This is a genomic window from Xylanimonas protaetiae (assembly GCF_004135385.1).
Taxonomy (GTDB): Bacteria; Actinomycetota; Actinomycetes; order Actinomycetales; family Cellulomonadaceae; genus Xylanimonas; species Xylanimonas protaetiae.
In genome coordinates this window covers 1,902,031-1,914,160 of record NZ_CP035493.1, presented here as the reverse complement: position 1 = coordinate 1,914,160, position 12,130 = coordinate 1,902,031, and the positions used below count along the sequence as shown (strand labels likewise).

Here is a 12,130-nt window from a genome sequence, read left to right as displayed (position 1 = left end):
ACAAGGGGCCACCACCTGCACAACCACACCGTTGACCAACTTCTGAACAACTTGTAAGTTGGCCGCCATGACGGAGATCTCGAGGTTGCCCGGCCCGGTGATGGAGCTGTGGGAGTGGCAGTACCAGGGCGCTTGCCGCGACGCCGACGACACGCTCTTCTTCCACCCTGAAGGCGAGCGGGGCTCGACCCGCCGCCGTCGCGCAGAGGCCGCCAAGGCCATCTGCAACACCTGCGCCGTGATGATGCAGTGCCGCGAGCAGTCGCTCCGCGTGCGCGAGCCGTACGGCGTCTGGGGCGGTCTCTCCGAGGACGAGCGCGCGGCGATCCTCGCCAAGAAGACCGGCTGACCCGAGGTACGACGAAGCCCTCTGCACCAAGGACGGTGCAGAGGGCTTCGTCGCGTCTGACGGCTGGTGTCAGCCGACGACGACGGCGAGGATGTCGCGCGCCGAGAGCACCAGGTACTCCTCGCCCGCGTACTTGACCTCGGTGCCGCCGTACTTGCTGTAGATGACCTTGTCGCCGACCTTGACGTCGACCGGGACACGGTTGCCGTTGTCGTCGAAGCGACCCTCGCCCACGGCCAGGACCTCGCCCTCCTGGGGCTTCTCCTTGGCGGTGTCCGGGATGACCAGGCCGGAAGCGGTCGTGGTCTCGGCCTCGATGGCCTTGACGACGATCCGGTCCTCGAGCGGCTTGATGGGGACCGACACGTCGGACCTCCTCTTTCGCATGTCGTGCGTGCTGGACTAGGACGCGTCGCAGCGCTGGCCGTCGTCGCGGGTGCCGGCACAGCGCGCGTGCGCTGATGGACAATCTAGGAGCGCGATTAGCACTCTGACAAGTCGAGTGCCAAAGCGAGGGCCGTCGTGGCGGGCGGGGTCGGCCACCACGTGGCGCTCGGGCCCTCCGACCGGGCACCATGTCCCCCGATGGACACGCAGCAGATCGTCGCCAGCGCCCGGAACTGGGCGGACTACCACGCGCAGGTGCAGGCGCAGCGCACCCTCGTGCGCCTCGAGGCCGAGCGCGCCCTCGCGGACCTCAAGGCGGCCCTGCTGCCCGTGAGCCTGGGCGGCGAGGTGGCGTGGCGGGTGCTCCCGCTCGGCCCCGACGACGTCGCGGCGCTGCGCGCCGTCTCGCGCGCCGTGACCATGGCGCCGATCGGCGAGGACGTGCGCGAGACGATCGCCCAGCTCGAGGACGCCGTCCCCGAGGCGCTCGCCGACCTCGACGCCGTCGCCGGCGCCCGGCGCATGCTGGCCGGCGCCGCCGCCAAGGAGGCCGCGGCCGACGCCGTCGAGTTCCTCACCGAGTACGTCGAGTGGGGCGCCGCCGAGGGCCTGGTGGGCACGCTCCAGCGGCTCGCGCCCGGCCCGGAGCCCGACGGCATCGCGGTCACCGACGCGCTCGCGGCGCGTGTGGGGCTCGCCGCCGTCTGGCGCAGCCTCGGCACCGCCGAGCTCGTCGCGGCACCCGCCGTCGTCGGGACGTCGTCCGCGGCGGGCGACGTCGCGGCGCTGCGGGCCGCGATCGCCGCCAAGGCGCCCACTCACCTGGCGGTGTTCTCCGTCGCGCCGCGCGTCGCGGACGGGCTGCTGGCGGTCCTCCAGGCCTGACCGCCGCGGGCCACGCCCGCGGCGTCGCCCCGGGCGCGATGCGACGATAGGCGCGTGGAGCGCCTGAGCATGTCGACGCTGGTCAAGCTGCTGAGCCCGGAGGGCGAGGCGCTGCTCTCGGCGCTCCCCGCGTACGACGAGAAGCGCGCGATGGCCCTGGCCATGCGCCTGCGCGACGACGGCGTGGACCCCGACCTGGCGGCCGCGGCCATGACGCAGTCGCGGCTGCGCGCCAAGGCCCGGGCGAAGCTCGGCGACTTCGCCGACGCGATGCTGTTCACGCCCGACGGCGTCGAGCAGGCCACCCGCCTGTTGGTCGCGGCGCTGCACGCCCGCCGCTACCTGGCGGCCGGCGTCACGAAGGTCGCGGACCTCACGAGCGGCATCGGCGCGGACGCGCTCGCGTTCGCCGGCGTCGGGCTCCAGGTGCTCGCCACCGACATCGACGAGGTCACCGCCGCGATCGCCGCGTCCAACCTGCGCGCGTTCCCCGAGGCCGAGGTGCGCTGCGCGGACGGCCTCGCGCTGGACCTGCGCGCCGAGGCCGTCGACGGCGTCTACGCCGACCCGGCCCGCCGCACGCGCGGCGGCCAGCGCATCTTCGACCCCGGCGCGTACGCCCCGCCGCTCGACGCCGTGTGGGCGCTGCGCGAGCAGGTGCCCGCCGTCGGCGTCAAGGTGGGTCCGGGCATCCCGCACCAGGGGTTGCCCGCCGACGCCGAGACGCAGTGGGTGTCGGTGGACGGCGACGTCGTCGAGGCCGGGCTCTGGTTCGGGCCGCTGGCCCCGGACGGGCCCGGCCGCAGCGCGCTGGTGCTGCACACCGCGGGCGGCACCACCCGGTCGCGCACGCTGCGCAGCGCGGTGCCCGTGGGCGCGCACGCCGCAGGCCCGGCGTACGACGAGGCCCCGCCCGTCGGCAAGCCCGGGGCGTACCTCTACGAGCCCGACGGCGCCGTCATCCGCGCCGGGCTGGTCGGGCAGGCGGTGACCGAGCTGGGCGGGCGGCTGCTCGACCCGACCATCGCCTACGTGACCACGGACGCCCCGGGTCCGTCGGCGGCCGTGGGCACCGGGTCGATCGAGGCGCCCATCGCCACGGGCTACCGCGTGCTCGACGTCATGCCCTTCGGCGTCAAGCGGCTCAAGGCGTACCTGCGGGAACGCGGCGTCGGGCGGGTCACGATCAAGAAGCGCGGCACGGCCGTGACGCCCGAGGCGCTGCGCGCGCAGCTGTCGCTCAAGGGCCCGACCGAGGCGACACTCGTGCTCACGCGCGTCGCGGGCAGCCAGCAGGTGCTGGTCGTGGAGCCGCTGCCCCGCTGAGGGCCCGGACGCGCCCCTCCGCCGCGCCGCGGCGGCGCGCATGGAACCATGTCCCCATGGTGCTGGAGTTCGCGGCCTCGCGACGATCGACCCTCGGGCTCGAGTGGGAGCTCGCGCTCGTCGACGCCGACTCCGGCGACATGCGCCAGGCCGGGCCGGCCGTGGTCGGCGCCCTGTCCCCCGACGGCGGCCACCCGCACGTGCACCCGGAGTTCCTGCGCAACACCGTGGAGATCGTCTCGGGCGTGTGCGACACCGTCGCGGCCGCCGGGGCGGACCTGGTCCGCACGCTCGGCGAGGTGCGCGCCGTCACCGACCCCATGCGCGTCGAGCTCGTCAGCGCCGGCACCCACCCCTTCTCCCACTGGGGCACCCAGAAGGTCACCGACAAGCAGCGGTACCACACCGTCGTCGACCGGGCGCAGATGTGGGGCGGCAGATGCTCATCTACGGGGTCCACGTGCACGTGGGTGTCGAGGACCGGGCCAAGGTGCTGCCCATCATCCGGTCGCTGCTCGTCTACTACCCGCACCTGCTCGCGCTGTCGGCGTCGTCGCCGTTCTTCGACGGGCGCGACACCGGGTACGCCTCCATGCGCGCCCTGCTGTTCCAGCAGCTGCCCACCGCCGGGCTCCCCTACCAGCTCGAGACGTGGGACCAGCTCGAGACCTACGTCGACGACATGCTGCGCACCGGCGTCATCGACGACATCAACGACGTGCGCTGGGACCTGCGGCCCTCGCCGCGGTTCGGCACCATCGAGGTGCGCGTGAGCGACGGCGTCTCCAACATCGAGGAGCTGCTGGCGCTCGCGGCGCTCACGCACTGCCTCGTGGAGCACCTGTCGACGCTCCTCGACGAGGGCAGGCCGCTGCCGACGATGCCGCAGTGGTTCGTCCAGGAGAACAAGTGGCGGGCTGCCCGCTACGGCCTGGACGCCATCGTCATCCTCGACGACGTGGGCAACGAGGAGCTCGTCACCGACGCGACGCGGCGGCTCGTGGCCAAGCTGCGGCCCGTCGCGGCCCGGCTGGGGTGCGAGGCCGAGCTGGCCGGCGTGCTCGACATCCTCGACCGGGGCGCGTCCTACCAGCGCCAGCTCGCCGTGGCGCGGGCGCACGGCGGCGGGCACGACGGCCTGGAGGCCGTCGTCGGGCACCTCGTCGCCGAGCTGCGCGCCGGGCACCCGCTGCCCGCCGCCCCCTGAGGAGCCACCCGTCGCAGGCTCGGCACGCCCGCTCACGCGGCCTCGGGGTGCTCCTCCGTGGAGCGGGAGTCGGTCAGGGTCAGCGCGCCCCAGCCGGCGACGACGCCGACCAGCACGGCCAGGACCGCGTACGTCACCCGCTCGCCGTGGAAGAAGCGCGCGACGAGGTCCGCGCCCCACGTCCCGGACGGCAGGGCCTGCGTGACGAGCACGGCGACGAGCGTGCCGACGACGGCGGTGCCGACGCTCGTGCCGACCTCCTGCGCGGTGTCGTTGAGCGCGGCACCGACGGACGTGCGGTTGGCGGGCATCGCGTCGACGAGCGCCACGGCGCAGATCGTCATCACGGTGCGCAGGCCGACGGTCAGCACCACCATGCAGACGGCGATGACGGCGTACCCGCGGTCGACGCCCCACGCGAGGCCCGCGAGCGCCGCGACGAGGAGGCCCGTCCCGACGACGCAGGCGACCCGGTGGCCGTACCGCTTGGCGAGCGACTCCGAGACGGGCGTGGCGGCGATCATCGTGACGATGAGGGGCAGGTTGGCGAGCCCAGCCCGCATCGGGCTCCAGCCGTAGGCGTACTGGAAGTGCAGGATCAGGCCGAACATCACGCCGGCCATGGCGATGGACGTGCCGATCTGCGCGACGGACGCGCCGCGCACGGTCCCGCTGGCGAAGACGGACAGGTCGAGCATGGGCTGGGGCGTGCGGCGCTCGTGCCGCACGAACGCCGCCAGCGCGACGGCCGCCCCGAGCGCCGACCCGAGGGTGGCCACCGAGAGCCACCCGTGCTCGACGCCGCTGGTGAGCGTGTAGCAGGCGAGGCCGATGGTGGCGACGCTGAGCGCGGCCCCGGGCAGGTCGAGCCTCTCGTCGGTGAGGTCCTCGCGACGGTCGGCGGGGACGCCGAGGCGGACGCCGACCCAGGCGATGAGCGCGATCGGGGCGTTGACGACCAGCAGCCACTCCCAGCGCACGTGGGCCAGGACGCTGCCGCCGAGCAGCGGGCCCAGGATGAACCCGCTCATGCCGACGACGATCATGACCGTCATCGCGCGCATGCGCAGGTCCTTGTCGTCGAACAGGCGGAAGACGAGCGAGTTGGTGATGGGCGCCATCGCGGCCGCGGCGAGGCCCAGGCCGGCGCGCAGCGCGACGAGCTGGCCCGTGGAGCCGACGGCCAGGACCAGGAGGCTGATGAGGCCGAACGCCGCGAGCCCGGTCAGCAGCACGCGGCGTCGCCCGAGCCGGTCGGCGGCCGACCCTGCCGTGAGCAGCAGGCCGCCGAACGTGAGGGAGTATGCCCCGCTGACCCACTGCAGCGCGGTCGTGCCGCTGCCGAGGTCGCGGCCGATGGTGGGCAGCGCGATCGTCAGCAGCGTGTTGTCGACCATCTCCACGAAGAAGGCGAGGCACAGCGCGACGAGCGGGATCCACGCCGCGCGCAGGGAGGGATAGGTGCGCGGCTGCGTCGCCAGGGTTGTGGTGCTCACGAGACCTCCAGGATCGAACGGCGTTCGATAACGTCGCTCCGCACACCATAGAACGCTGTTCGATAGCGGGCAAGGCTCCTGACCCTGAGAGGATCGCCACATGCCAGCCACCCGCCGCAGGGCCTCGCACTCGATGGAGACCGTGATCTCGGAGGCCGTCGCCCTCCTCGACGAGGCCGGCGAGCCCGCCCTGACGTTCCGCGCGCTCGCCGCCCGGCTCGGGGGCGGGGTGGCGAGCATCTACTGGTACGTGTCCAGCAAGGACGAGCTGCTCGACAGGGCGACGGACCACGTCCTTGCCGGCCCGCTCGCGGACATCGAGCGGTTCCGCGACGGCGACGACCCGATCGACAACCTCCGGTCCATCGCCGTCACCGTCTTCGACGTCATCGTCGAGCGGCCGTGGCTCGGTGCCTACTTCATGCGCAACACCGGCGCGCAGCCCAACGCGCTCCTGCTCTACGAGCGGATCGGCCAGCAGGTCATGCGGCTCGACCTCACGCGGCGGCAGGCCTTCCACGCCGTCTCCGCCGTCATCGGCTTCGTCGTCGGCACCGCGGCCGACCTGGGACAGCAGCCGCCGCAGGAGGTGCTCGACGGCGAGGTCGACCGCGAGACCTTCCTCGCCGCCGCAGCGGCGCAGTGGCGCTCCCTCGACCCCGCCGAGTACCCCTTCGTGCATCACGTCGTCGACGAGTTCGCCGGGCACGACGACGCCGAGCAGTTCCGCGCGGGCCTCGACCTGCTCCTCGCCGGGCTCCGCCTCCAGGCCACGGGCGGCCGCTGACACCGTCGCGCCCAGGATCACCCGGCGCAGCCGCCGGTCGCGTGATCCGATCGGGGCCGTGCGCGCGACAGTGTGAGCATGGACACACCCGCGCCGAGCGACGCCGACCTGCTGGCCCAGGTCGCGGCGGGCGACGAGCGCGCGCTGCGCGAGCTCGTGGAACGGCACTGGGCGTGGCTCCAGCTCCGTCTGCGACGCCGGACGCCCGACGACGAGCTGGCCGCGAGCGCCCTCCAGGACACGTTCGTCGCGGTGTGGCGCTCCGCGGGCCGGTACCGCGGCGACGGCGACGTCGGCGCCTGGCTGTGGGGCATCGCGATCCGCCAGCTCGTGTCCCGCCTGCGCGCACGCGGCGGCCCGCGACCCGTCAGCGCCCTGACCGCCGCGGCCCTGTCTCCGGCCGTGCGCAGCGCCGAGGACGAGCTGCTGCTCGCCGTCGAGCACGGCGACGTCGGCGACGCCCTGCGCGGCCTCTCGCCGGAGCTGCGGCAGGCGATCCAGGCGACCGTCGTCGACGGGCTGACCACGCGCGAGGCCGCGCGGCTGCTCGGGGTGCCCGTCGGGACCGTGAAGAGCCGGGTGCGGACCGCCAAGGCCCGCATGCGGGCGCAGCTCCTGGCTGGCGCGGCGAACGACGGCACGGCGATGGAGGGATGGGCATGAGCGAGTGGCACGTCGACCCCGCGACCTGGCAGGCGTACGCCGCCGGCCGCCTCGACCCCGCGGCGGAGGCCGCGGTCGAGACCCACGTGACCGGCTGCCCCGTGTGCCGCGACGCCGCACGACCCGTCGCGCTCGCCGCCGACGACCCGCTGACCGGCGGGTACGCGCCCGTGTGGCGGGCCGTCCACGCCGAGATCGGCGCACCGCGACCGCCCGCGCACCTGCGCTGGCTCCGCCGGCTGGGCCTGCCCGACGACGCCGTCGTCGTGCTCGCCGCCGCCGGCGACCTGCGGCTGCCGTGGGCGCTGGCCGTCGGCGGTGCCGTGCTGAGCGCGATCGTGGCCGCGCACGTCGGCCGCGCCGAGCTCGCCTTCCTGCTGCTCGCGCCCCTGGTGCCGCTCGTGGCGGTCGCGGCCGCGTTCGACGCGACCGACCCGTTGCGCGAGGTCGCGGGCCCGACGCCCTTCTCCAAGCTCCGGCTCGCCCTGCTGCGCACCGCGGCCACCCTCGCCGTCGCCGTGCCGTCGACCGCCCTCGTGGGCGCCGCCGTCCCCGCCCTGCACGCGCTGGCCTGGGTGTGGCTCCTGCCGTCGCTGTGCCTGTCGGGCGCGGCGCTGGTGCTGCTCACGCGGCTGTCCGCGCGGACGGCGTGCGGCGTCGTCGGGGCGGGCTGGGCGGCCGCGGTCGTCGCCGTCGACCAGGCGGGGCACCTGGACGCCGTCTCCGGCGGCGGGACCCAGGCGGGCTTCGCCCTCGTCGCCGTCCTCCTCGGGATCGTCCTGACCCGTGCCCTCACCACCCTGCCCGCGATGGGAGCCCCCCGATGACCGCCACCCTGCGCGACGTCTCGAAGAGCTACGGACGCACCGTGGCCCTCCACCCGACGACGCTGACCCTCGGCACCGGCGTGATCGGCCTGCTCGGCCCGAACGGTGCCGGCAAGACGACGATGCTGCGGCTGCTCTCGAGCGCGCTGCCGCCGTCGACCGGCACCGTGACCGTCGCCGGCCACGAGGTCACCGGCACGCACGCGGAGCGCACCGCGGCCCGGCGCCGCATCGGCTACCTGCCGCAGGAGGTCGTGTTCCCGCGCGGCATGACGGCGGCCGGGTTCGTCGACTACGTCGCCGTGCTCAAGGAGTGGCGCGACACCGAGGCCCGGCACCGGGAGGTGCGCCGCGTGCTCGACCTGGTCGAGCTGGGCGACCGCTCCACCGTGCGGATCCGCGCGCTGTCCGGCGGTCAGCGGCGCAGGCTCGCGATCGCGCAGGCGCTCCTCGGCGACCCGGACCTGCTCGTGCTCGACGAGCCGACCACCGGCCTCGACCCGGAGCAGCGGGCCTCGCTCCGCGGCATCCTCTCCTCGCTGCGCTGCACCGTCCTCATCTCGACGCACCAGACCGAGGACGTCTCGGCCCTGTGCGACCGTGTGATCGTGCTCGAGGCCGGACGCGTGCGGTTCGACGGCAGCGTCGCCGAGCTGCTCGCCGTCGCCGCCGGCCACGTCCACCAGGGACCGGCACCCAGCGAGGGCGCCGTCGGCACCTGGAAGACCGGCACCGGTCTCGTCCACTCCGTCGGCGGCACGCCCGACACCCAGACCTCGACGGCCGTCGACCCGACGGTGGAGGACGCCTACCTGCTGCTGCGCGCCGCGTCCGCACGCCGTGGCACGAGCGAAGGAGCCCACGCATGAGCACCACCCTCACCCCGCCGGTCCTCGCCACCCTGGCCCGCCGGGAGATCCGCCACTACGCCACCTCGTGGCTGTTCCTCACGGGCGTCGCGGTGGCGCTCGCGTCCACCGTCCAGTCCTTCCTCGTCGACGACGGGACGTCCTCGACGATGACGATGATCGTCCCCGCGGCGCTGATCGGCGTCGTCGGGCTCCTCGTCATGGCCGGGCTGGTGCGGCGCTCCGACCGCGCCGCCGCGGCCGCCGGGGCCGTCGCCGTCCCCGAGCGCACGCGCACGCTCGCGCTCGCGGCCGCCGTCGTCGTGCCGCTCGCGACCGCGCTGCTCTGGTTCGCCGCCGCGCTGGTCCTCCTCGCCGTGCAGCCGCCCAGCGCGGCCGCGGTCCCGTTCGGGCCGGTCAGCACCGCGCACGTCGTGGTGGTCATGGCCGCGCTCGGCGTGGTGCCGGCGGTCGGTGGCCCGCTGCTCGGGCTCGTCGTCACGCGGTGGCTCCCGCAGCGGGGGGTCACGGCGATCACTGCCGTCGCCGTCGTCCTGGTCACCATCCTGCTCCAGGGCAACTTCGAGGCGACCTGGCGCTGGCACGTGGTGTGGCCCTGGGTGTACTGGTACGGGCCGCTGAGCTGGGGCGACGCGGGCTCCGGCGCGTCCTCGTGGGTCGCCCTGCCGGGCTCGCCGGCCGCGTGGGTCGTCTACCAGCTCGCGCTGTGCGCGCTCTGTGTGCTCGTCGCGATGTGGCACGACGCCGAGAGCGACCGGTCGCGGCTGCGGCCGCTGCTCGTCGGGACGCTTGCCCTCGCGGTGGTCGCGCTCGTGGCGACCATGACGCTCGGGCTGCCCGACGCGGTGCGCAACCCGCTGCCCGGGCCGTCGTTCTGATGCTGCGCCACGCGACGCGGGCCGTGCCGTGGGTGCTCGTGGCCGTCGCCGCGGTGCTCGTGGTCGGCCTGCTCGCGCTGGTGCGGTGGCGGCCCTGGACGCTGTGGCCGCTCGAAGGGGTCGCCGTCGGGCTGCTGGCGGCCGCGGTCGGCTGGTGCCTCGACGAGCCCGCCGCGGCCGTCGTGGACGTGACGCCGCGCGGCCTCGCGTGGCGCACGGCCGCGCGCTCGGCCGGGGTCGCGGCGCTGCTCGGCGCGTGGGCCGCGGGGTGTGGTGGGCCCGCCACGGGCTGTTCGGGCACCCGGGGCACGTGCTGCTCCAGGGCGCGGCGGCCGCGGTCGCCGCGGCCGCCTGGACGACGTGGCGGCGGACCCGCGACGAGGCGACGCCGGGCGGACGGTGGGCGGTCGCCGTGGTGCCGCTGGTCTCGGCCTGGGCGCTGGTCCGCCCGTTCGACGGGTCGGTGCCGGTGTTCCCGTTCGGCCCGGACGGGGGTGGGCGGCGTCGGCGCGCGGCTGGGGCGTGGCGGCGGCCGGGGCCGCGGCGGTGCTGGCGACGGTGCTGGCGCGGGAGGGACGGCGGCCCCGCCGCCGGTGGCTCAGACGGACACGGTGGTGAGCGGCATCGACGAGTCGACGCCGATGCCGAGCGTGCTCGGCGCCACACCCGCGCGCACGACGGCCGAGCCGAGGGCCGCGATCATCGCCCCGTTGTCGGTGCAGTAGCGGATCGGCGGGATGCGCAGGTCGATCCCCTCCGCCGCGCACCGGGCGGCCGCCATCTCACGGAGCTGGCTGTTGGCCGAGAACCCGCCGCCGATGACGAGCGTGTCGACGTCGTGCCGGCGGCACGCGGCGATGGTCTTGGCCGTGAGGACGTCGACGACGGCCTCGGCGAACGACGCCGCGACGTCGGCGACCGGGACGGGGCGGCCCGCGTCCTGCTCGTTCTCGACCCAGCGGGCCACGGCCGTCTTGAGGCCGGAGAACGAGAAGTCGTACGCGTGCCTGGCCTGGTCCTTCGCGGCGGTGAGGCCGCGCGGGAAGCGGATCGCCGTCGGGTCGCCCTCACGTGCGAGGCGGTCGACGTGCGGTCCCCCGGGGTAGGGCAGGCCGAGCAGGCGGCCGACCTTGTCGAAGGCCTCGCCGGCGGCGTCGTCGAGCGTCGACCCGAGCTCGGTGACGGACGTGGCGACGTCGTCGACCAGCAGGAGCGAGCTGTGACCGCCCGAGACCACCAGGGCCATGACCCGCTCGGGGAACGCCCCGTGGACGAGCTGGTCCACGCACGCGTGGCCGACGACGTGGTTGACGCCGTAGAGCGGCTTGCCGAGGCCGACGGCGAGGGCCTTGGCGGCCGACGCCCCGATGGTGAGCGGGCCCACCAGGCCGGGCCCGGCCGTGACGGCGATGGCGTCGACCTCGGACAGGTCGACGCCGGCCTCGCCGATCGCCTGCTGGATCGTGGGGATCATCGCCTCGAGGTGGGCTCGGCTGGCGACCTCCGGGATGATGCCGCCGAAGCGGGCGTGCTCGTCCATGGAGCTCGCGGTGGCGTCGACCAGCAGGTCGTCGCCGCGCACGAGGGCGACGCCCGTCTCGTCGCAGGAGGTCTCGATCCCGAGAACGAGAGGGTCGCCGGAAGCCATGGGCCCATCCTCCCATCCCGTCGTCGCACGTCGCGGGCGCGACCCCACGAGGTGACGCCCACTTGTGAAAGACGTCACGGTTGAATGTTGGATGACTTCCCGGGGGTGGCGCGTTCTGACTGCCATGACCGTCACCCTGAGCACCACCGCCGACCTCGCCATCGACGAGACCGCCGCGGACCTCCTCTTCCGCGCCGCTCGCACCACCAACCAGTGGACCGACGCCCCGGTCACCGACGACGAGCTCGCGGCCGCCTGGGACCTCGCCAAGTTCGGCCCGACCGCGATGAACTCGCTCCCCCTGCGTTTCGCCGTGGTCCGCACGCCGGAGGCCAAGGCCCGCCTCGTGGAGCTCATGCCCGACGGCAACAAGGCCAAGGTCGAGGACGCCCCCGCGACCCTCGTGCTCGCCTACGACCACAACTTCCACGAGCACATGGACACGCTGTTCCCGCACGCCCCGGGTGTCGGCGAGTCCTTCGCCCCGATGGACGAGATGCGCCACGGCATGGGCAGCATGAACGCCCACCTCCAGACCGGCTACCTGATCATGGGCCTGCGCGCCGCCGGCCTCGCCGCCGGCCCGATGCACGCCGCCGACTACGACGGCGTCAACGAGGCGTTCTTCGCCGGCACGGGCAACAAGGCGTTCCTCGTGGTCAACGTCGGTCACGCCGAGGGCGAGGGCACCGTGTACCCGCGCCTGCCCCGCTTCGACCTCGACGAGGTCTCGTCCACCCACTGAGGTCTCCGGACCGGACACGCCGGACGGCCGCCCTCCCGCACGGGGAGGGCGGCCGTCCGCGTG

General features: G+C 74.7%; 12 protein-coding genes and 1 pseudogene. 10 read left to right on the top strand and 3 right to left on the bottom strand.

Annotated elements, in window-relative coordinates; translation table 11 throughout:
- Positions 1–67: 67 nt before the first annotated feature.
- Positions 68–349, top strand: a complete 282-nt coding sequence (locus ET471_RS08895; RefSeq protein ID WP_129187647.1) for a WhiB family transcriptional regulator — start codon at positions 68–70, stop codon at positions 347–349.
- A 69-nt stretch (positions 350–418) separates the two neighbouring features.
- Here the strand turns inward: ET471_RS08895 and groES are convergent, their stop codons facing one another.
- Positions 419–715, bottom strand: a complete 297-nt coding sequence (gene groES, locus ET471_RS08890; RefSeq protein ID WP_012877465.1) for a co-chaperone GroES — start codon at positions 713–715, stop codon at positions 419–421.
- 219 nt (positions 716–934) lie between these two features.
- Between groES and ET471_RS08885 the strand changes: the two genes are divergently transcribed.
- The 3 genes and pseudogenes from ET471_RS08885 to ET471_RS08875 all read left to right on the top strand — a co-directional run bounded on the left by ET471_RS08885 (position 935) and on the right by ET471_RS08875 (position 4,154).
- Entirely contained in the window at positions 935–1,621 is a 687-nt protein-coding gene (locus ET471_RS08885) for a hypothetical protein (RefSeq protein WP_129187646.1), read from the top strand.
- 69 nt (positions 1,622–1,690) lie between these two features.
- Positions 1,691–2,947, top strand: coding sequence for a class I SAM-dependent methyltransferase (locus tag ET471_RS08880; RefSeq protein ID WP_165350555.1), 1,257 nt, complete (start codon positions 1,691–1,693; stop codon positions 2,945–2,947).
- A gap of 56 nt (positions 2,948–3,003) precedes the next feature.
- A pseudogene (locus ET471_RS08875) lies at positions 3,004–4,154 on the top strand (glutamate--cysteine ligase).
- A gap of 32 nt (positions 4,155–4,186) precedes the next feature.
- Here the strand turns inward: ET471_RS08875 and ET471_RS08870 are convergent.
- Complete coding sequence (locus ET471_RS08870) at positions 4,187–5,650, bottom strand: MFS transporter (RefSeq protein ID WP_207207361.1); 1,464 nt, start codon at positions 5,648–5,650, stop codon at positions 4,187–4,189.
- A 100-nt stretch (positions 5,651–5,750) separates the two neighbouring features.
- On the opposite strand from ET471_RS08870, the gene ET471_RS08865 reads away from it, so the two are divergent.
- The 5 genes from ET471_RS08865 to ET471_RS08845 all read left to right on the top strand — a co-directional run bounded on the left by ET471_RS08865 (position 5,751) and on the right by ET471_RS08845 (position 9,674).
- Positions 5,751–6,437, top strand: coding sequence for a TetR/AcrR family transcriptional regulator (locus tag ET471_RS08865; RefSeq protein WP_207207360.1), 687 nt, complete (start codon positions 5,751–5,753; stop codon positions 6,435–6,437).
- 78 nt (positions 6,438–6,515) lie between these two features.
- On the top strand, positions 6,516–7,100 hold the full coding sequence (locus tag ET471_RS08860; protein ID WP_129187645.1) for an RNA polymerase sigma factor: 585 nt from the start codon (positions 6,516–6,518) through the stop codon (positions 7,098–7,100).
- Positions 7,097–7,927, top strand: coding sequence for a zf-HC2 domain-containing protein (locus ET471_RS08855; RefSeq protein ID WP_165350457.1), 831 nt, complete (start codon positions 7,097–7,099; stop codon positions 7,925–7,927). Before ET471_RS08860 ends, ET471_RS08855 begins: the two co-directional genes overlap by 4 nt.
- Positions 7,924–8,796 (top strand): ABC transporter ATP-binding protein, encoded by an 873-nt coding sequence (locus ET471_RS08850; protein ID WP_129187643.1) that lies wholly within the window; start codon positions 7,924–7,926, stop codon positions 8,794–8,796. Before ET471_RS08855 ends, ET471_RS08850 begins: the two co-directional genes overlap by 4 nt.
- Positions 8,793–9,674 (top strand): hypothetical protein, encoded by an 882-nt coding sequence (locus tag ET471_RS08845; protein ID WP_129187642.1) that lies wholly within the window; start codon positions 8,793–8,795, stop codon positions 9,672–9,674. Before ET471_RS08850 ends, ET471_RS08845 begins: the two co-directional genes overlap by 4 nt.
- Positions 9,675–10,272: 598 nt before the next feature.
- Here ET471_RS08845 and tsaD read toward each other — a convergent pair.
- Entirely contained in the window at positions 10,273–11,322 is a 1,050-nt protein-coding gene (gene tsaD, locus ET471_RS08840; protein WP_129187641.1) for a tRNA (adenosine(37)-N6)-threonylcarbamoyltransferase complex transferase subunit TsaD, read from the bottom strand.
- Positions 11,323–11,446: 124 nt separating this feature from the next.
- On the opposite strand from tsaD, the gene ET471_RS08835 reads away from it, so the two are divergent.
- Entirely contained in the window at positions 11,447–12,067 is a 621-nt protein-coding gene (locus ET471_RS08835) for a malonic semialdehyde reductase (protein WP_129187640.1), read from the top strand.
- The last annotated feature ends 63 nt before the right edge of the window (positions 12,068–12,130 follow it).